15 protein-coding genes are annotated in these 19,717 nt (G+C 71.5%); 13 read left to right on the forward strand and 2 right to left on the reverse strand.

The window, feature by feature from the left end:
- Positions 1 to 148: 148 nt before the first annotated feature.
- From HUW36_RS00490 to HUW36_RS00505, 4 genes are all read left to right on the forward strand, one after another.
- Entirely contained in the window at positions 149 to 868 is a 720-nt protein-coding gene (locus tag HUW36_RS00490; protein WP_174526231.1) for a protein kinase family protein, read from the forward strand.
- 32 nt (positions 869 to 900) lie between these two features.
- Complete coding sequence (locus HUW36_RS00495) at positions 901 to 1,170, forward strand: hypothetical protein (protein ID WP_174526232.1); 270 nt, start codon at positions 901 to 903, stop codon at positions 1,168 to 1,170.
- Between the two features lie 153 nt (positions 1,171 to 1,323).
- The gene (locus HUW36_RS00500; RefSeq protein WP_174526233.1) at positions 1,324 to 2,658 is read left to right on the forward strand and encodes a cytochrome P450; all 1,335 of its coding nucleotides are present in this window, start codon (positions 1,324 to 1,326) and stop codon (positions 2,656 to 2,658) included.
- Positions 2,659 to 2,719: 61 nt separating this feature from the next.
- A complete protein-coding gene (locus HUW36_RS00505) occupies positions 2,720 to 3,982 on the forward strand; it encodes a cytochrome P450 (protein ID WP_174526234.1) in 1,263 nt (420 codons plus the stop codon).
- A gap of 7 nt (positions 3,983 to 3,989) precedes the next feature.
- Here HUW36_RS00505 and HUW36_RS00510 read toward each other — a convergent pair whose 3' ends face one another.
- A complete protein-coding gene (locus HUW36_RS00510) occupies positions 3,990 to 7,136 on the reverse strand; it encodes an AMP-binding protein (RefSeq protein ID WP_174526235.1) in 3,147 nt (1,048 codons plus the stop codon).
- Positions 7,137 to 7,349: 213 nt separating this feature from the next.
- Between HUW36_RS00510 and HUW36_RS00515 the strand changes: the two genes are divergently transcribed.
- From HUW36_RS00515 to HUW36_RS00550, 8 genes are all read left to right on the forward strand, one after another.
- Positions 7,350 to 9,293, forward strand: coding sequence for an amino acid adenylation domain-containing protein (locus HUW36_RS00515; protein WP_174526236.1), 1,944 nt, complete (start codon positions 7,350 to 7,352; stop codon positions 9,291 to 9,293).
- A gap of 315 nt (positions 9,294 to 9,608) precedes the next feature.
- Complete coding sequence (locus tag HUW36_RS00520; protein ID WP_217428731.1) at positions 9,609 to 10,040, forward strand: DUF6027 family protein; 432 nt, start codon at positions 9,609 to 9,611, stop codon at positions 10,038 to 10,040.
- 146 nt (positions 10,041 to 10,186) lie between these two features.
- Positions 10,187 to 11,803 carry a B12-binding domain-containing radical SAM protein gene (locus HUW36_RS00525; RefSeq protein ID WP_217428732.1) on the forward strand — a complete coding sequence of 539 codons (1,617 nt, stop codon included), beginning with the start codon at positions 10,187 to 10,189 and terminating at the stop codon, positions 11,801 to 11,803.
- Between the two features lie 7 nt (positions 11,804 to 11,810).
- Positions 11,811 to 12,953, forward strand: coding sequence for a sulfotransferase family protein (locus HUW36_RS00530; RefSeq protein ID WP_217428733.1), 1,143 nt, complete (start codon positions 11,811 to 11,813; stop codon positions 12,951 to 12,953).
- Positions 12,950 to 13,726, forward strand: a complete 777-nt coding sequence (locus tag HUW36_RS00535; protein ID WP_217428734.1) for a class I SAM-dependent methyltransferase — start codon at positions 12,950 to 12,952, stop codon at positions 13,724 to 13,726. The genes HUW36_RS00530 and HUW36_RS00535 overlap by 4 nt, the downstream gene beginning before the upstream one ends.
- 62 nt (positions 13,727 to 13,788) lie before the next feature.
- Positions 13,789 to 15,123, forward strand: coding sequence for a histidine--tRNA ligase (locus HUW36_RS00540; protein WP_174526238.1), 1,335 nt, complete (start codon positions 13,789 to 13,791; stop codon positions 15,121 to 15,123).
- Between the two features lie 93 nt (positions 15,124 to 15,216).
- Positions 15,217 to 16,545 carry a histidine--tRNA ligase gene (hisS, locus tag HUW36_RS00545; protein ID WP_174526239.1) on the forward strand — a complete coding sequence of 443 codons (1,329 nt, stop codon included), beginning with the start codon at positions 15,217 to 15,219 and terminating at the stop codon, positions 16,543 to 16,545.
- A complete protein-coding gene (locus tag HUW36_RS00550; protein WP_174526240.1) occupies positions 16,542 to 17,771 on the forward strand; it encodes an ATP-grasp domain-containing protein in 1,230 nt (409 codons plus the stop codon). The genes hisS and HUW36_RS00550 overlap by 4 nt, the downstream gene beginning before the upstream one ends.
- Here the strand turns inward: HUW36_RS00550 and HUW36_RS00555 are convergent.
- Entirely contained in the window at positions 17,747 to 18,706 is a 960-nt protein-coding gene (locus HUW36_RS00555; RefSeq protein WP_217428735.1) for a S66 family peptidase, read from the reverse strand. The two genes, HUW36_RS00550 and HUW36_RS00555, sit on opposite strands and share 25 nt — an antisense overlap.
- Before the next feature lie 140 nt (positions 18,707 to 18,846).
- Between HUW36_RS00555 and HUW36_RS00560 the strand changes: the two genes are divergently transcribed.
- Positions 18,847 to 19,716, forward strand: a complete 870-nt coding sequence (locus tag HUW36_RS00560) for a phosphotransferase (protein WP_174526242.1) — start codon at positions 18,847 to 18,849, stop codon at positions 19,714 to 19,716.
- Position 19,717 lies beyond the last annotated feature (1 nt).

The raw sequence follows: 19,717 nt of genomic DNA on the forward strand, positions 1-19,717 counted from the left end.
GCCCGGGGCCGCCGGCGGTCCGGCGCCCGGGGGCGGCCCGGTCCACGACGGCGGCCCGGTCCACGACGGCGGCCCGCCACACGACGGTGCCGAGCCGGACCTCGACGGCGGCGATCCACCGGGGGGCGGGGCCGATCCCGATCCGGCCGTGCCCGATCATGCGAGCGAGGCCGAGTTGCGGCTGCTCGGCAGGGAGGTGCACAGCATGGTCGAGCTCAAACCCGGTGAGCACGTCAACGACGCCTACGACGTGACGTTCACCGACGGCACGCACGGCGTCTACAAGCCGAACGTGCCGGAGAACGAGTTCGTGCAGGTGCGCTCCACCATTCCGGAGAACCAGCTGGCCGCCCGCGAGGTCGCCGCCTCCCGCCTCGACGAGGACCTGGGCTTCGGCCTGGTGCCGACCACCGCCCGGTGGGACGGCCCGCACGGGGCCGGCTCGATGCAGGAGTTCGTGGAGAACGCGCACCCCGGTCGTCCCGTCACCGACTACTCCCTGCCGGAACGGGAGCGGATGGCGGTGCTCGACTACATCAGCGGCAACACCGACCGGCACATGGGTAACTACCTGACCGGCCCGGACGGCCGCCTGGTCGCCATCGACCACGGCTACTCCTTCCCGGAGTCGAACGCCGAACCGTTGCGCTCGGACTTCGTCGCGCAGCAGCGGAACCAGCCGCTCAGTCCCGACACGATGGCCCGGCTCCAGAGCACCGACCCGGCCGTGCTGGCCGACCGGCTGCGCGCCACCGGCCTGAACGAGAACGCGGTCTCCGGTGCGATGGACCGCTTCAACGAGATACGCAGCCGAGGCATGATCACCGGCGAGGCGTGGGGGGCCTTCCGCCCGCCGAGCCCGTGGTGAGTGGACGAGTCGTGGCGATCGAGGAGGTAGGCGTGACCGAGCAGGCACCGACCCGCGTGGGGCTGTACACGTTCGCGCAGCACACCAGCCGGCGGGTGGCCGAGTTCCGCTGGGAGCCCGGCCGCGCGGTGACGCTGGACGTGCTGGACCCCGAGTGGGGGGCGCTGGCGCAGGACTTCTACGACAACGGCGTACCGGCCGGGCCGGAGCGGGTGCGGCCGGAGACGGGGCCGGAGTTCATGCGCGCGTTGTTGCAGCGCTTCCGGATGAGCTACTACAAGTTCGTCGACGAGAGCGCCTGAGCGCGCTGCCCGGCCGGCCTGCTGCTCCGTGCCCGGGACCCCGGACCGAGGTTGCTCCCGGTTACACTGATCCGGTTCGATCACTGTCCCTGGGTCGCCGCCGGCCACCAGCGAGTGGCACCGACCACCAGCCCTGATCCGCGGTGGGAGCCGATGGACCCCGTTGTGCCGTCCTCGACCTCGCCGGACTGGTCCGACGAGCATCTGCTGCGTGCGCCGCACGGCGGCTACCAGCGGCTCCTGGCCGACGCCCCGGTCAGCTGGAGCAGCGCGCTGCAGGCATGGGTGGTGGTGTCCGACCGTCTCGTCCGCGAGCTGCTTGTCGACGCTCGCCTGTCGGCTCAGGGGCCGATGGCCTTCATGGCGATGCTGCCTCCCGAGGAGGCGGAGCGGCTGGCGGAGCTCCGGGAGTTCTACGGCCACTGGATGGTCTTCTCCGACCCGCCGCTGCACACGGCTCTGCGCGGCCGGGTGCTGCCCGACTGGGCACCCTCCCGCACCGCCTGCCACCGCCCGCTCGTCGAGGCGGCGGTGGCCGACGCCGTCCGTCCGTTGGTCGGCCGCGAGTGCGACGCCGTGGAAGAACTGGCGCGCCCGCTCGCCAACGCGATCATCTGCGCGATCCTGCGGATCCCGGCGTCGGACGCCGCGCTGGTGGCCGGCTGGGCGGCCGACATCATCCGGTTCATCGTCACCCCCCGTCCCCTGGTGGAGCTGGGGCACGCCGCGCTGGCGAGCGTGCGGCAGCTCCGGGGCTACGCGCTGGAGCGGGTCGCCGAGGCGGACCATCCGCTGCACGCGGTGCTCGACCTCGGGCCGACCGCCGTCACGGCGACGTTCGCGCAGTTCCTCACGGGTGGGTCCGACCCGCTGAGCGCCGCCCTCGCCGGCACGGTCGACGTGATGGCCGGCTTTCCCGAGCAGTGGCGCCGGGTCGACACGGGCGAGGTGACCGTCGCCGGAACGGTGGCGGAGATCCTGCGGTACACCTGCCCGTTCACCCTGGCCCCCCGCATCGCGCTCGCGGACATCGAGGTGGGCGGCCGGCGGATCGCCGCCGGCAGTTCGGTCCTGCTGCTGCTCTCCGCCGCCAACCGGGACGGTGCCCGCTTTCCGCAGGTCGACGAGCTGTCGCTGGGACACCCCTCGTCCGGTCAGCACCTGACCTTCGGCCGGGGCGCGCACTACTGCCTGGGCGCCAACCTGACCCGGCTCGTGCTCGAGGAGTTCGTCGGGCACCTGACCGGGGTGGTCGAGGTGGAGCGCACCGGACCCGCGCAGTGGCTGCCCGCCTTCGGTCTCCGGGCGCCGGCCGTCCTGCCGGTCCGGTTGCGGGCCCGGACCCGGCCCACCGACCCGGGCCGGTCCCCGCTCGTGCCGGCGCCCCGGGCGCCGACGGGACCGCCGGCTCACGGCGGCCGGGGAGCGGCTCCCGGGGGGCCCTGCCTCCGGCCCACGGAGGACCCGGAGCCGGGTGGGTTCGTCTAGCATGCAGAGGCCCGGGTCGATGTTTCCGGGGTGACCGGTCGGGCGCGACGGGGGAGGCATGATGGACGTTCCGGTGGTGCCGCTCGACGACGACCGCGACACCTCGGCGGTGGCGACCGCCCACGTCGATCTCGAGGACGTCGACCTCTTCGCCCGCGGCGAGCACCACGCCGTGCTCGCCTGGCTGCGCCGGCACCGGCCGGTCTACGCGCATCCCGCCCGCGACGGCGGGAGCTTCTGGGTCCTGACCCGGTACGAGGACGTCCTGTCCGCCTACCGGGACCACACGGTCTTCAGCTCGGAGTGCGGGGCCATGCTCGGCGGTTCGTTCCGCAGCGTCCGGGACAGCGCCGCCGGGCGGATGCTCGTCGCCAGCGACCTGCCGCGTCACCGCATGCTGCGGCAGGTCTTCCAGCCCATGTTCGCCCCGGCGATGCTGGACGCCGTCGGGCGGCAGATCACCCACCTCGTCGACGAGGCCGTCCGGGTGATGCTCGAGGACGGCGGCACCGACTTCGCCACCACCATCGCCACCGAGCTGCCGGCCGGGGCGCTGATGGCGATGATGAACGTCGGCCACGCGGAGGCGCACGAGATCGTGGGCCTGACCCGCCGGATGATCGGCTTCCGGGATCCGACCTACGTCGACACCACAGGTGACGTGCGGCTGCGTTTGGCGTCACTGCAGAACGACATCTTCGACTTCTTCGCCGACCTGGTCAGGAGCCGTCGGCGGAACCCCGGCGAGGACGCCGTCAGCATGCTGATCCGGGCCCGGGTCAACGGGCGGCCCCTGCCCGAGTCCGAGATCCTCTACAACTGCATGAACCTGGCGGTCGGCGGCAACGAGACCTCGTCGTACAGTGCCTGCTCCGGTCTGCTCGCCCTGATCGAGAACCCGACCGCGTACGACGCCCTGCTGGCGCGCCCCGCACTCATGGGGGGCGCCGTCGAGGAGATCCTGCGGTGGAGTTCCGTCAACGCGTACGTCCAGCGCAGCGCCCTGCGCGACGTCGAGATCGGCGGTCAGCTCATCCGGGAGGGTGACGCGGTGACCCTCTGGAGCGTGTCGGCCAACCGGGACGAGGCGCAGTTCCCGCAGGCGGACCGGTTCATCATCGACCGGTCCCCGAACCGGCACGTCTCCTTCGGCAGCGGCATCCACCGCTGTGTCGGCGCCACCGTGGCCACCGTGGAACTGACCGCGGCGTTCTCCGCCCTCGTGTCCCGAGGGGTACGCCTGTCGCTGGCCGGGCCGGTCCGCCGGCTGAGGTCGAACTTCATCCTGGGCACCACCTCGCTTCCGGTGCGCGTCGTCGGTTGACCCGGCCTCAGCGACGGTCCCGCTGCGTCAGGATGCCGGCGAACCGGTCGAAACTGCCGGTGACGAAGTCCGCTTCGAGCGCCTGGATCTGGTAGGTCATGTCCACGGTGTAGCCGCCGTCGGGCTCCGGCCAGACCTCGACGACGAGTTCGCAGACACCGTGTACCGCGGGGAGCGGCACGCGGCGCATGGGATGACCCGCGAACGACCCGTCGGTTCGGGGGTGGTCCTGATAGACGAACAGGACCTGGTACAGCGGGTTGTGCCGCCCCCGCGCGGGGTTCACCAGCCGGACCACCTCGCTGAAGGGCAGGTCCTGGGCCGCCATCCCGTCGCGGATCACGGGCAGCATGCCGTCGAGCAGGTCGGGCCAGCCGGACTCCACGGCCGGGCGCGGGCGCAGGCAGACCGTCTCGACGAAGCAGCCGACGAGGTCGTCGATGCCCGCCCCGGCGCGGCGGGAGACCGTCACCCCCAGACCGAAGTCGCGCTTGTCGGTGAGACGGGCCAGGGCCGCGGCGTACGCCGAGAGCAGCACGGCGAACGGGGTGGTGGCGTGCTTCTCGGCCAGCCGGCCCACCTCCACCCCGATCGTGGGGTCGAGACGGAAGGTGCGGGTCGACGATTCGCTGGCTGTCCGGCGACCGTCGGAGGAGCCGGCCGGGGCCGGCAGAGGCAGGGCCGGCACTCCACGCAGGGTCTCCCGCCAGTAGCGGCGCTGCGCGTCGAGGTCGACGGCGGCCAACCGGTCCGCCAGCCGGCGCCGGGCGTCGGCCGGTGTGGGGATCGGCGGGAAGTCCGGCTCCCGGCCGGCCCGGCGGGCGGCATACGCGCGGCTGAGATCGGCGACCAGGACGGTCTCCGACCATCCGTCGAAGGCGATGTGGTGGACCACGATGCCGAGTGTGGTCCGGGTGCCGTCCCGGCTCGGCACCGCGACCGCCCGCCAGACCGGGCCCTCCTCGACGTCCAGCGGCCGCATCAGGACCCCGGCCAGTGCCCGCACCGCCTCGGCGTCCGTCTCCGCAGGTGCCAACCAGGTGACCGCGTCCCGCACGACGCCCGTGGCGGGGACCGCCACGAGCGTCGTGCCGTCGTCGTCGAAGGTGTACCCCGCGCGCAGGGCGGGGTGCCGCTCGACGACGTCGTGGAAGGCCTGGTCGAGCGGTCGCCGTTCCAGTGCGCCGTCGACGACGTGCACGACCGGGCACAGGCCGGAGACGTCGGTGGGATCCAGGGACTGCCGCATCCAGAAGGACGTCTGCATCTCGGACAGCGGCAGTGGCCGGTCGTCGGGCTTCGTCGACGCGGACGCCGCACGGTCGTCCGCCGGCTGGTGGCCGTCGAGCCATTCGGTCAGCCGGCGTGGGGTGGCGCGCTGGATCGCCACCGACAACGGCACCGGCCGGTTCAGCCGGGCCGCCAGCCTGGTGCACAGCACGCCGAACTCGATCGACGTCCCGCCGGCGGCGAAGAAGTCCTGATCGGGCTCGACGGACCGGCCCAGGACCGTGTCGACGACCGTGGACACGATCGACGCGACGTCGTCCGGCTCGGCCGCCGTGGCGCTCGGGGTCGGCGGTGCCGGGGCCGTGGCGGCCATCCGGTGGATCAGCTCGCGCTCGTCCAGTTTGCCCGTGCCCGACATGGGCGGGCGGTCGATCCGCAGCAGGCGGCGGGGGATCAGGTAGGCCGGCAGTCGGTCCTCGACGAACGCCAGGATCTGCCCGGGCTCGACCGGAGGCGTCGCCGGACTGGTGTAGGCCAGGTACAGGTCCCGGTAGCTTCCGTCGTCGTCCTGCACCGGGAGGGCCCGGCACCAGGTCACCCCGGGCACGGCGGCCACCGCGGTCTCCACCGCACCGAGCTCGATGCGGTGACCCCGGATCTTGATCTGCCGGTCGTCCCGACCGTCGAAGAAGAGTCGGCCCTGCCGGTCGCGGTGGGCCCGGTCGCCGGTGCGGTAGACGCGCACCGCCCGGCCGTCCACCCGTACGGTCACGAACCGCTCGTCGGTCAGTGCCGGATCACCGAGGTAGCGCAGGGCCAGCCCGGCGCCGGAGATCAGCAGCTCCCCGATCTCGCCGGTCGCGCACTCCCGGGTGCCGTCCCAGACGTGCAGGCCGGTGTGGGGGAGGGGATGGCCGAGCGGCACCCCGCCCGGGAGCCGGCAGTCCTCGGGTCGCACGTGCTGGGCGGAGGCGAAGGTGGTGGCCTCGGCCGGGCCGTACGCGTTGATCAGCACCACGTCCGGGTGGTGCGCGAGCAGGCGCGCGCAGTGCCCGGGTGAGGCCCGCTCGCCGGCGATCAGGACCTGTTCGAGACCGGCGAACGCGCCGACGTCCTCGTCGACGATCATGTTGAACAGGGTCGGCGTGAAGAAGACGGTCTGGACGCCGTACCGGGTGACGAACTCCCGCAACCCGCTGGGGAGCAGGTAGCGGTCGGTCACCACCGTCACGCAGCCGCCGTTCATCAGCGGGCCCCACAGCTCGCAGCTGAGCACGTCCCAGGGGACCGCGGCGGCCAGTGGCATGACGGTGTGCTCGTCGAAGGTCGCGAAGGGACAGTCGTGGAAGAGACGCACCGTCCCCAGGTGCGGCGAGACGACGCCCTTGGGCAGGCCGGTCGTGCCGGAGGTGAAGAACACCGTCGCCGCCGCCGTGCCGTCGACGTCGACGGGCGTGTGGGGACGGGGGGACCGCAGGGTCGCGGCCATGCCGTCCCAGTCGGTCGGGGCGAGGCGGGCGGCCGGACCGGGCACGGCGCGATCGGTGATCAGGACGGGTGAGTCGATCAGCGACAGCAGCCGGGCGAGGTGGCCGGCGGGCCAGGCCGGGTCGAGCGCGGCATAGGCCGCGCCGCAGCGCAACACGGCGAGGGCGGCGATCGCCAGGCGGGCCGACCGGGGCATGAGGAGCGGGACGATGTCGCCGGGCCGGGCGCCGGCCGAGGTCAGCTCCGCGGCGAAGTCCTGGGCCAGCCTGTCCAGGTCACGGTAGCTGAGCAGGTGGTCGCCCTCCCGGACGGCGATCCGGTCCGGGTGGCGCAGGATGCTGTCCGCGACGAGAGTGTGGATCGTGCTGCCGCGTGGGTGGGGTTGCTCGGCGACGTCGGCGGCGGACTGCGCGGTCCAGGCGAGCGACGACGCCAAGCGTTCCTCCAGGCGTGCGGCGGGGTTGACGCTCCACAGCGGGGCGGAATCGCGACCATACGTGGCCAATTCTCCATGTGTCAATGGAAAGCGCCCCGCTGGTCATCGATGTCCACCTCTGCCGTCCGACCTTCGGCAAAGATGCTTCTCGATCACCATCGGGCGGCCGACTCTTGCTAGCCTGACCGCTGGATCACCACGGGGGAGGTCTGCATGGTCATGCTCGACGACGCGGCGACGGATGCGCGGTCTCCGGTGCGCGTGCTGCGCAACGACGACGGCCAGGTCGCTCTCTGGCCCGCGGCGGCACCCGCACCCGCCGGTTGGGTCGACACGGGTGTGGCCGGCGCCGAGGACGACTGTCTGCGACAACTCGCCGGCCCCCTGTCCGAGCCGGCTCCGGTCAGCGGCGCCACCCTGGTCGATGTCTTCCGGGACAGCGTGCGGCGGCACCCCGACCGACCGGCGCTCGTCGACGCCGGGCAGGCCCTGACCTACGCGGAGGTCGACGCCGAGAGCGATCGGCTGGCCCGGCAGCTGATCGGCCGTGGGGTCCGGCCCGGTGACCGGGTGGCGGTCCACCGTCCTCGGGACGTCGACCTCTGGCTGGCCGTGCTGGCCATCCTCAAGGCCGGGGCGGCGTACGTGGCGGTCGACCCGCGCTATCCCGACGCGCGGCGGGACCTGATGATCGAGGCGGCTCGGGTGCGGCTCACCGTGACCCTGCCCGGTTGGGGCGACCGGTGTCCCGGTGAGGTGTGGGCCTGGCGCCGCGGTGCCGAGGCGCCGGAGTCCGGTGCGGAGCTGCCGGCGGTGCCGGCGAACGCCGTGGCCAGTGTCCTGTTCTCGTCCGGGTCGACCGGTGCCCCCAAGGCCATCGTGCTGGAGCACCGCAACCTGGTCAGTTTCGCCCGCAACCCGTCCCTGCCGGAGCTGACGCCGACGGACCGGGTCGGCCAGATCTCCAGCGTCTCCTTCGACGCCTTCCACTTCGAGACGTGGTGCACTCTCGCGGCCGGCGCGGCCGTGGTCATCCTCCCGCCCCTGCGGGATCTGGTGGGCGCGGACCTGCGACGTGAGCTCCGGCGCCGGGGCATCACCGCGATGTGTGTGCCGACCATGGCGTTCAACAAGATCGTCAGCGTGGACCAGGACGCCTTCGCGTCGCTGCGCATCCTGCACACCGGCGGTGACGTGCTGCTGCCGGCCGCCTGTCGGGAGCTGTTGGCCGGCGAGTTCGGCGGCCGCCTCTACAACCTGTACGGGCCGGCCGAGATCAGCACCGCCTGCACGGCCCACGAGGTGCGCGAGGTCGCGCCGGACGCACCGAGCGTGCCGATCGGCGTGCCGCTGCACGGGGCGACGATCCACCTGCTCGACGCCGACCTGACGCCGGTGCCGCAGGGCACGGTCGGTGAGATCCACGTGGGTGGTCCCGGAGTGGCGCGCGGCTACCTCGACCGCGCCGATCTCACCGCGCAACGCTTCCGCCCGGACCCGTTCGGCGAGGTCCCGGGCGCCCGCCTCTACGCGACCGGTGACCTGGCCCGACAGCGCCCCGACGGGTTGTTCGACTTCGTCGGGCGCGCGGACGGGCAGGTCAAGATCCGCGGATACCGGGTGGAGCCACGGGAGGTGGAGCGCGCTCTGCTCGGTCACCCCGAGGTGCGGGAGGCGGCCGTGGAGGTGGAGGGTGGCGTCGGCGACCGCCATCTCGTGGCGCTGATCGTCGGGTACGACACGGTGCGCATCCGGGACCTGCGCGCGTACGCCGAGGAGGTCCTGCCGGACTTCATGGTCCCCGCGAGCTTCCTGGTGGTCCCCGAGATTCCCGCCACCGACCACGGCAAGCGCGACGAGGCGGGGGTACGACGGCTGCTGGAGGAGTGGCGACGCCGGCGCGCCGACCACCGTGAACCGAGCACGAAGGTCGAGCGCTATCTCGCCGACCTCTGGGCCGATCTGCTCGCGAACGAGAGGATCGGCTCCACCGACGACTTCTTCGCGCTCGGCGGCCACTCGATGCTGGCCTTCCAGGCGCAGCGCCGGATCAGGCGCGATCTCGGGGTGGCCCTGGAGTTCCACGAGCTGCTCGACCACACCGTGCTCGGTGATCTGGCCGCTCGGATCGAGCGGAGCCGGCCGAGCGCGCAGTGACCCCTCTCCCGGCCTCGCGGAGGTCCCGCGGGTCGTCCGGCGCGCGCCGGGGGTGGACGTCGTCCCCGGCCGCGTCCAGGTCCCATTGAGATCACCGCAATGATCCGGCATGCGTTAACGTTCGTCTTCTGTAAAGACTGCCGTCGACGCAATTCGTTCGATCGAAGCCGTTGATTTGCGTCCGGCGCGGATGTTAGTGTTCGGCATTGATCTAGCGGCATTCCGGCCTGGGTCGGAGTCGTGGCATCCTTCGGATGCGCGGCGGTCCACGGAAACTGCGTGACCCCGCCTAGAGCAAATTACGGGGGCACGGGCATGCGTGAAGTCGAACAGAATCCGGTCGAGGACGAACCCACCATCACGCTGACGCGGTGGCGGGAACCCATCGACGATGACGACCGCCATGCCAACTTCAAGTCCGAGGTCCAGATGTACGGCCTGCTGGACCCGCTGGTGACGTTGCGGGGGATGTCGGCCAATCTGGACATTCCGATCGGTGCGATCGCCCGCTACGTGCTGGCGAAGTGGGCGACCGGGGGCAGCGGAGGGCTGCTCGAACTCGGTCCGGTGATGACGCGGCGGCTGTGGGAGCCGATTGCCGCCGCCGAGCGGGAAGACTCCGACGAGCGCCGTCTCGCCACCTATCACCAGCTCCGCCAGATGATCTCCTGGTTGAACGTCCCGCTCGATGATCCGACGGTTTACCCTGCGCAGGAGCCGGGGCCGGCGAGCACCACCACGATTTGATCATCCATTATTCGGCACGGCGCTGGAACGCGACGTGGAAGTAATGACCGATCTCGATCTGAAAGGGTGACGCGTACATGCCACGACAGCTCTCCTTGGCGCCCGAGCTCTACACGAATTCCAACGAAGCAGTCGACCACCGGTACATGGCCCAGATGCGCGAGCAGGACGAGACGCCCGTGCCGATCGACCCGACCAAGCCGAAGTTCACGCTGGTCGTCGGCCCGTCGCCGTTCACCATGATGCGCGGGTGGGAGTTCTTCCTGACCTCGCCCTACGAGGGCGCGACCTACATCTCGACGGTCCTGCACAACGCCGGCTACCCCGTCCGCATCGTCGACGTGCGGTACGCGGTCGACCCGCTGAACGAGGCGTACCGGCAGATCATGGAGGGCACCGACGTCCTGGGGATCTGCACCTTCGAGGACAACTTCCCGTTCGTCAACGAGCTGATGACGATGGTCAAGGACGCCCGGCCGGACGTCCCCATCATCTGCGGCGGGTCGCTCGTCACCTCGGTGCCGCACGTCTTCATGGAGAACACGGCGTGTGACATCGCGGTGATCAGCGAAGGGGAGATCACGATCCTCGAGCTGATGGAGAGCTACTGCGCCGGTCGCTGGGAGAAGGACCTGCCCTCGATCCGGGGCATCTGCTTCCGGGGGCCGGAGGGCAAGATGCGCCGGACCAGGCCCCGTGGTCAGATGATGGACCTCGACTCGCTGCCCCGCATGCGACTGGACCTGTGGCCCCAGTCGAAGAGCCCGATGGGCCTTCAGCCGCAGATCATCTCGTCCTACAGTCGGGGCTGCAAGATGGACTGCTCCTTCTGCTACCGGACGACCCCGCAGGTGCGGGCCAAGTCGCCGGAGAAGATGGACCGGGATCTGGCCTGGCTCAAGTCGCAGTACAACATCGACTTCTGCTTCTTCGTCGACCTGACGTTCAGCTCCCACCGCCGCCAGACCCTGGAGATGTGCGACGTCATCTCCGACCACGACCTGCGCTGGACGTGCCTGACGCGGTGTGCCGACATGGACCAGCCCCGGATCAACGCGATGCGTGACGCGGGCGCCGACATCATCCTCTACGGGGTGGAGTCGCTCGGCTCGGAGGTGCTCCGGGAGGCGCGCAAGGGCAACTCGGAGAACCTCACCGTCCGCGCCATGCGCACCACCTTCGAGGGCGGTGTGCGCTTCGGTGCCCTGCTCATCGTGGGTCTGCCGAACGAGACCGAGGAGTCGCTCGGCCACATGGTCGAGTTCGCCGAGAGCTACCACCACGTGACCCGGGTGAAGTACCTGTCCGCCATGCCCGGGACGACGGTCTACCGTCAGGCCATCGACAAGGGCCTGATGCGCAGCGAGGTCGACCACCTGAACTGGCTCTCCATCGAGCAGGCGCTGCACGAGGACGAGTTCCTCAACGTCAGCGGCCTGCCCGAGCGGGCGTGCCGGGACGCCTACAGCCGCATCTACGACGCCTACGCTCCCGGGCCGGTGATGGACTTCAAGCACTACCCGGAGCACTTCAACTACTTCTACCCGCAGCCGAACGACGGCCTGGAGCGCTCCACCTCGTACGCGGGGCCCGGCTGGCGGTCGAAGTTCAGCTCCGCCGGTCCGCACCTGGTCCCGGGCTCGGAGCGGTTCACCCTCGACAAGATCGCCCCGCCGGAGGTGGCGGCGGCGGGTTCCCTGCTGGTGCCCTGCGGGGCCAAGAAGCTGAGCGGCGAGGCGACGCTCGCGCCGGCCAGCGCCTGACCGTCGGATGATTCCGAGCGGTCCGCCGGCACCCGGGCCGCAGCTGGTTCGAGCCGACAGCCCCGTCCTCATCATCGGGACGGAGCGGTCCGGCTCGAACCTGCTGCGCCTGGTGCTGAACTCGCATCCGCACATCACGGTGCCGCACCCGCCGCACTTCATGCACTACTTCGCCTCGCTCGCCCCGGCGTACGGGGACCTGCGGCAGGACCGGAACCGGCGGGCCCTGGTCCGCGACGCCCAGCGGCTGCTGCGTCGGCACATCCACCCCTGGGAGCATCCGATCGACGAGGAGCGCGTGCTCGCGCAGGCGGGCCCGAGCGTGTTCGGCGTCGTCGGGGCCTTCTACGAGGAGTACCGGCGTGCCGAGGGCAAGCCGCGTTGGGGGTGCAAGAGCACCTTCACGGTGCACCACGTCGCCGAGGTCCTCGCCGAATATCCGCGGGCCAGGTTCATCTGGCTGGTCCGCGATCCCCGGGACGTCGCGGCCTCGGCGAAGCGGTCGGTGTTCAACCACTTCCATCCCTACCGGACGGCCCTGCTCTGGTCCCGCCAGCAGGAACTGGCCGCCGCCGCGCTCGCCCGGTACGGGCCGGAGGTGGTGCACCAGTTGCGGTACGAGGATCTGGTCGCCGATCCGGAGCCGGTGCTGCGCCGGCTCTGCGAGTTCCTCGACGAGCCCTTCGAGCCCGCGATGCTGGCGCACCACAGGTCTCCGGCCGCGCAGCGGACCGCGCGGCTGTCCCAGTCGTGGCACAACACCGACCGGCCGATCAACGCCGACAGCGTCGGCCGGCACCTGCGCGGACTGAGCCCGACCGAGAGCCGTCAGGTCGTGCTCGCCGCCGGACCGATGATGCGGCGCCTGGGCTACGCCACCGAGGCGGAGGACGGCGCCGGCCGGCCGCCGTCGATGGCGCGGGTGCGGGTGCACGACCTCGCGCTGCGACTGCGCAACGAGGTGCGGTCGATGCGCAACGACCGCAACTACCGGCGCCGGCTGGTCCGCGACGCCACCGTCGCCTGGGTCCGCGTACGCAGGCGGAGCGGGTGGGCGCTGCGGAACCGCGCGCACCGGAAGACGGTGCTCGACCGCGACGCGGCCGCCGTGGCCGCACCCCACGTCCACAACCGGAGGGAATCGAGTTGACCATCCAACGCGACGACGTCGTGGAGCACTTCGCCGCCCGAGCCCGCACCTACGACCAGTCCAGCTCGTGGTGCACGGACGAGGCGTTGGGCGCGATCGTGCTGGGCATGGCCCAACCCGGTGCCGACGACGCGGTGCTGGACGTGGCCTGCGGCACGGGCCTGGTGTCGCGCCTGTTCTCCGGGCGGGTGGCCCGGGTCGTCGGCGTCGACATCACCGCCGACATGGCCGAGCAGGCGCAGCCCCACCTGGACGAGTTCGTCCTGGCGCCGGCCGAGTCGCTGCCGTTCGAGTCGGACACCTTCGACGTGGTGGTGTGCCGACAGGGCATCCAGTTCATGACCCTGCCCGACGCGGTGCGGGAGATGGTGCGGGTGACCAAGCCGGGCGGTCGCATCCTGCTGATCAACCTGTGCGCCTACGGCGACGCGGACCGGGACGAGTACTTCGAGGTGTTGCGGCTGCGCAACCCGGTCCGCCGCAACTTCTTCCTCCCCGACGACCTCGCCCGGCTGATGACCGAGGCCGGGTGCGACGAGGTCTCCACGGAGCGGTACGTCTCCGTGGAGGACGTCGACGCGTGGTCCGACAACGGCGCGATCGGTGAGGACAACCGGGAGGCGATCCGCGAGGTGTACCGCAAGGCCTCGCCGGCGTTCCAGGAGTTGCACTCCGTACGGATGGACGGCGGTCGGTTCGTCGACCAGATGCTGTTCGTCGTCGCCCGGGGGGTCAAGCCGGCTGCGCCGGCCGCCCGGAATGCGCCTCGATGACCACTTCACCGGAGTCGGATGCTATGGTGCAGGCGCAGCACTCACCTGATGAGGATGTCTCGATGGACGTGGGGATCGACGGTCGTCGTTCGGCGCTGCGTCCTCCGATCGAGCTGCCCGGGTTCCCGGAGTGGTCCCCCGCCGGTGTGTCGCTGGAGCGGCGTCTCATCCGCGCGATCAGCGAAGGCTTCGAGAGTCACGGATTCCGTCCGCTGGACACCGCCGCGGTGCAGCCGTGGTCGGTGCTGACCGCGGGCGACGGCCAATACTCCGACGGCGGAGTCGGCAAGCCGATCTTCCGGGTCGCCGAGCCTCCGGAGACCGACACGGGCGCGAGTCTCGGGTTGCGCTACGACCTCACCGTCCCGCTCGCGCGTCACATCGCCGAGCGCGGCGACACCCTCGCCTTCCCGTTGAGCTGCTACCAGATCGCCAAGGTGTGGCGAGCGGAGATCCCCGACCTGTCACACGCCCGTGAGTTCTACCAGTGCGACCTCGACGTGATCGGCCGCGGCGAGCTGAGTCTGTTCTTCGACGCCGAGATCGCCTGCGCGCTGCACGCCGCGTTCGAGGCCGTCGGCCTCGGCGACTTCACCGTCCGGATCTCGAACCGCCGGGCACTGGCCGCCCTGCTCGCCGTGCACGGCCTGCACAACACCCGGGTCAAGGCCATCGTGCAGATCATCGACGAGGGCGGCCGGCAGCCGCGGGAGAAGACCGTCCTGCAACTGCGCGACGCCGGGGTCGCCGACGCCGTCGCCGAGGACATCGGCGAGCTGCTGAGCCTGCACACCGTGCGCGAGGCACGGGACCTGTTCGCGCGTCGTGGCGCGGACCAGGGCGGTCTGGACGAGCTGGAGACGGTGATCGACGCGGCGATCGGGCTGGGCATGCCGGCGGGCCGGTTGCGGCTGGACTTCTCCATCACCCGGGGCCACGACTACTACACCGGCACCGTCTACGAGACGTTCGTCGCCGGTCGCGAACACTGGGGGGCGATCGGGTCCGGCGGTCGGTACGACAACCTGCTCGGCCACGTCACCGGCGAGCGATACCCCGGCGTGGGAGTCTCGATCGGCCTGACCCGGCTGGTCGGTCTGCTGCTGGAGGACGCCCGGGCCGGGGGCACGGCACCGGACGAGGTCGTCGTGACGCGCGGACCCGACGCGCGCGAGGGGTCGTTGCTCGACGTGGTGCGCGAGTTGCGCCGGCGTGGCCTGCCGACCCGGGTGCTCTTCGACCCGCCCGCCGACCCGTCCGTGCGAGCGGACTTCGCGACGCTCGTGGAGGTGCGTGGCGACGGATCGTGCACCGTACGACATATGCCCGGCGGTCAGGTGCGTGAGGTGGATGCCGGCTCGGTGGCGGAGGTCGTGGCCAGCGGTCGGGCATCGTAGCCGCTTCCACCCGCAGGGGTGGACGTGGTTCCTGTCGCGAGCCGGCCGTCGTCAGCGCCCCTGTCCTCCGTTCGTACCCGACAGAGAGTCATCATGGACCGCCAGATCATTCAGCCTCGTACGCTCAAGGGTTTCACCGACGTGTTGCCGGCAGCCGGCCAGTACCGGCGCCGGATGCTCCGTGTCATCGAGGAGACCTTCTGCTCCTTCGGATTCGATCCGATCCAGACCCCCAACGTGGAGTACGCCGAGATCCTCAAGGGCAAGGGCGGCGGTGACAACGACAAGCAGATGTTCGAGTTCCGGGACGCGGGGGGTCGGGACGTCGCGCTCCGCTTCGACCTGACCGTCCCGCTGGCCCGATTCGTCGCGCAGCACGGGTCGAGGCTCACCATGCCGCTGCGGGCGTACAACATCGGTTACGTGTTCCGCGGCGACCGGCCGCAGAAGGGTCGCTACCGCGAGTTCCTGCAGTGCGACGCGGACATCATCGGCGAGACGGACGTCAGCGCGGACGCCGAGATCCTCGCCATCGCCCAGGCCGCGCTGACCCGGATGGACTTCGGGCGGTTCGTCGTGCGCGTCAACAACCGCCGGATGGTCAACGGGCTGCTCAACGGCCTGGACCTCGGTGACCGGATCACTCCGGTGCTGCGTGCCCTGGACAAGATCGACAAGATCGGTCCGGCGGGGGTGACCGCCGAGCTGGCCCAGGTGGAGGTCGACGCCGCGGTCGTGGAGCGCATCCTCGCGGTGCTCGCCGCCCGTGGCGAGACCAACGAGGCGACCTTCGCCGCGGTGGCCGACCTCGTCGACAGCGCCGAGGCCGAGGCGGGCCTGGAGGAGCTGCGGACGATCCTCGACCTGGTCGTCGCCGCCGGCGGTGACCCCGACGTGGTGCGCTTCGACCCCAGCATCGTCCGCGGCCTCGACTACTACACGGGCATGGTCTACGAGATCGGCTTCGTCGAGGCGCCCGAGGTGGGCAGCGTCGGCGGTGGCGGCCGGTACGACAACCTCACCGGTCTCTACACCAGGAGCCGGTTCCCGGGGGTGGGCGGCACCATCGGCGTGACCCGGCTGATGTCCGCGCTGGAGAGCCTCGGCCGGATCCGGGACGCCGAGCGACAGCGTCCCCTGGTCGTGGTCACCCGGGGCAACCAGGAGGACCAGATCGCGGATGCCCGGCTCGCCGCGTCGGTCCGGGAGACCGGCCTGTTCGACGTCGACCTGTACCCCGGGGCGGCCAGGCACGCCGCCCAGATGAAGTACGCGGACGGCCGCGGGGCCATGTTCGTGCTGACCCTCGACGACCCGACCACCGTGTCGGTCAAGGAGCTGCGTTCCGGCGACCGCACCTCCATCGCGGTCGAACAGGTGGCGGACCTCCTGCCGAAGCTCGCGGGGATCTCCCGGTCGTGAGCATCCTGTTCTGCAAGTGGGAGCCGGTGGTCCTCAGGGCGCTGCTGGACGCGGGAGCCCGCGTCCACGTCGTCCTCGACCAGTGGGACGTGCGGTTCGGCGACGTGGACCGGGCGCTGCTGGCGCGCGCGGAGGGCGTCTACGAGGTCCGCGACTTCGACTCCGTCGAGCAGCTCAGCGCGGTCGCGGTGGACCTGCGGTTGCGCGACGCCGGGATCCGCCGCGTCGCCAGCTTCGCCGAGTTCAGCCAGTACGGCGCCGGGTTGCTGGCCGAGCTTCTGGGTGTGCCGGGCGGCACGCTGGCCCAGGCCGTGGCCACCCGGGACAAGCGGGAGATGAAGCGGCGCTACCGGGCTGCCGGCATCCGCTGCGCGCGCTCCATGTCCGTACCCGACGCACGGGCGGTCCCCGATCCGGCCGAGGTCGCCGACACCGTCGGCTTCCCGGTGGTGGTCAAGCCGGTCAGCGGAATGGGCGCGATGGCCACGGTCCGGGTGGACCGGCCGGAGGACCTGCGGACGGTCGTGGACGGCCTCGCCTTTCCGCCCGAGGTGATCTCCCACCAACTGATCATCGAGGAGTACGTGACCGGCGAGGAACTGCACGCCGACGCCGTCTGGTCCGACGGGGCACCGATGTACTTCACGGTCGGCCGGTATCCGCGCCCGAGGCTGTCGGTGCCGCCCGGCGAGGAGGGCTCGCTGCTGCTCGACGCCGCCGACCACGGCAAGCTCATCGACCGGGCGCTGGAGCTGCACCGGGCCGTCAACGCCGCGATCGGCATCAGCTCGGGTCCGACGCACTTCGAGTTCTTCCGTACGCCGGCTGACGAGCTGGTGGCGTCCGAGGTCGCCACCCGGTTCGGCGGCGGCCCGCTGCTCGACATGGTGCGCTGCCGCGACGGGGTCGACCTGCGGCTGCTCTGGGCGGACGAGCTGGTCGGCAGATCGGTGACCCGACGGGTGGCGCAGCGGGGCGGAGGCCCGCACGTGGCCGGCATCAACATCCCGGCCAGTGGTGGGGGCGGGCGGGTGCTGTCCATGCCGACGGCCGCCGAGCTGGACGCGGATCCGCACGTCGTCGAGCACCGGGCGCTCTGTGCCGTGGGTGCGGAGACCCACGGCCTCTGGTGCCTGATGCTCATCCTCCGCGCCGACAGCGAGACCGAGCTGCGTGACGTGGTCGAGGCGGCCCGGCGCCGCTACGTCGTGCGCACCGGTGCGTGAGGCAGTGCCCAGGTGATGTCCGGATCGGCGGCGTCCGCGGACACCCGGGCCGCGCCACCGATCGGAAACGTCTGCAGGGGAAAGGTGTGGCCGAAGTCGACGTTGGCGACGACCGGTCGTCCGGCCAGGTGCGGTAGCTCCGCCACGATCGCCGCCAGCAGCGGCCGGGTCATGCCCGTCTCCCGCTGGAAGCGACCGAGGACGAGCCCGCCGACCTGGTCGGCGCCCGGTTGCCGGAGCAGGGCGTGCAGGTGGCGGGCGACCGTGGCGGCCGACGAACCGGCGTCGTCCTCGACGAAGAGCACCGCCCCGGCCAGGTCGGGGAGCAGGCCGGTGCCCTGCAGCAGCGCCAGGGTGCACAGGTTGCCTCCCACGATCCGACCCTGCGCCGTGCCGGGGGAGAGCATCCACCAGCCCTCGGAGGGCAGTCGGGTGCGATCCTCCTGGTTCAGGTACCAGGTCGGGTCGTCGGACCACCAGTCCTGTGCCCGCCACCGCACCGGCCCGTCCGAGGTGACGGCGTCCAGGAAACTCTCCACGGTGGATTCCAGGTGCCGGCGGCACCCGAAGGTCGACCAGTGGGGGCCGGAGAGGGTCACCAGGCCGGCCCGGGTCAGCAGGGCGTTCTGCAGGGCGGTGATGTCCGAGAAGCCGCAGAACCAGGTGGGGTTGGCGGCCACCAGATCCCAGTCGAGTCCACCCAGCACCGCGTTCGCCGAGTGTCCGCCGATGGCGGTGAGGATCAGGTCGACCTCCGGATCGGCGAATGCGGCGTGCAGGTCGGCCAGCCGGGACCCGATCGGCGCGGTCCCGAGCGGGCCGTCGGCGTCGACGTGCTCGCCGAAGGTCACCCGGAAGCCCAGCCCGGTCAGCCGACGGGTGGCGAACGCCCTGACCTCCGCCGGCACCACCCGGGCGGACAACGAGGGAGCCACGACCCGTACCAGTGGCCTGCGGGCGAGAACCAGTGGAGCGGGTACGACGACATCCATGCGTTTCCCCATCCGAGGGCCGAGGGCTCTGGTCAACAAGAGGGGCGTTGCTGAATGCTAGACCAGATGATCGGAAGGTCGGCATGACCGAGCTGGACGACGTCCTGCCGGAGATCGAGGAGACCCTCGGCAGCACCGTCGTCGCCGTGGCACCTGTCACCGGTGGCGGCTACACCCCGGCCCGACGGTGCCGGGTGGATCTCGCGGACGGGCGCCGAGCTTTCGTCAAGGCGCCGAGCGACACGTTGACCGCCACCTGGTTGCGTCAGGAGCTGGGGTTCTACGCGACGGCCAAGGGCGACTTCCTGCCCGCCGTGTGGGGCATGGGGCAGGGAACGGTGCCGTGGCTGGCGCTCGAGTTCCTGCCGTCCGGCTGGCCGCCGCCGTGGACGCCGGAGTCCGTCGCGGAGGTCCGGGCGGCGCTCGACGCCCTGCACGAGGCGCCCGTACCGGACGGCCTGCCGAGGTTGTCCGACGACTCGCCGTTCGTCACCGGCTGGCGCCGCGTCGCGGAGGCGCCGGAGCGGTTCCTGTCCACAGGTGCCTGCGACGAGGCGTGGTTGACGCGGCATCTCGACACGCTGCTCGACGTGACCGGTCCGCAGGTGCTCGCGGGGAGCAGTGTGCTGCACCTCGACGTCCGCAGCGACAACACCTGCCTGACCGACCGCGGTGCCGTCCTGGTCGACTGGAACCTGGCCGCCGTCGGCAATCCCCAACTGGACCTGGCGTTCTGGCTGCCCAGCCTCGCCCTGGAGACGGGCGTCCCGCCGGCCGAGCCGGGCCTCGACCCGGGGGTCGTCGCCATGGTGGCCGGCTTCTTCGCCGGTTTCGCCGGGGAGCCCGACATTCCCACCGCCCCTCGGGTGCGGCCCTTCCAGCGCGCTCAACTGCGGGTGGCCCTGCCCTGGGCGGCCCGTGCACTCGGGCTGCCCGAACCCCATCCCCGATAGG

The organism is Micromonospora maritima (assembly GCF_902825405.1).
GTDB classification, from domain to species: Bacteria; Actinomycetota; Actinomycetes; order Mycobacteriales; family Micromonosporaceae; genus Micromonospora; species Micromonospora maritima.

Coding starts and splice junctions, on each gene's coding strand:
- HUW36_RS00500 (WP_174526233.1), top strand. CDS start 1,324: ATGGACCCCGTTGTGCCGTCCTCGACCTCGCCGGACTGGTCCGACGAG.
- HUW36_RS00505 (WP_174526234.1), top strand. CDS start 2,720: ATGGACGTTCCGGTGGTGCCGCTCGACGACGACCGCGACACCTCGGCG.
- HUW36_RS00515 (WP_174526236.1), top strand. CDS start 7,350: ATGGTCATGCTCGACGACGCGGCGACGGATGCGCGGTCTCCGGTGCGC.
- HUW36_RS00520 (WP_217428731.1), top strand. CDS start 9,609: ATGCGTGAAGTCGAACAGAATCCGGTCGAGGACGAACCCACCATCACG.
- HUW36_RS00525 (WP_217428732.1), top strand. CDS start 10,187: ATGGCCCAGATGCGCGAGCAGGACGAGACGCCCGTGCCGATCGACCCG.
- HUW36_RS00530 (WP_217428733.1), top strand. CDS start 11,811: ATGATTCCGAGCGGTCCGCCGGCACCCGGGCCGCAGCTGGTTCGAGCC.
- HUW36_RS00540 (WP_174526238.1), top strand. CDS start 13,789: ATGGACGTGGGGATCGACGGTCGTCGTTCGGCGCTGCGTCCTCCGATC.
- hisS (WP_174526239.1), top strand. CDS start 15,217: ATGGACCGCCAGATCATTCAGCCTCGTACGCTCAAGGGTTTCACCGAC.
- HUW36_RS00560 (WP_174526242.1), top strand. CDS start 18,847: ATGACCGAGCTGGACGACGTCCTGCCGGAGATCGAGGAGACCCTCGGC.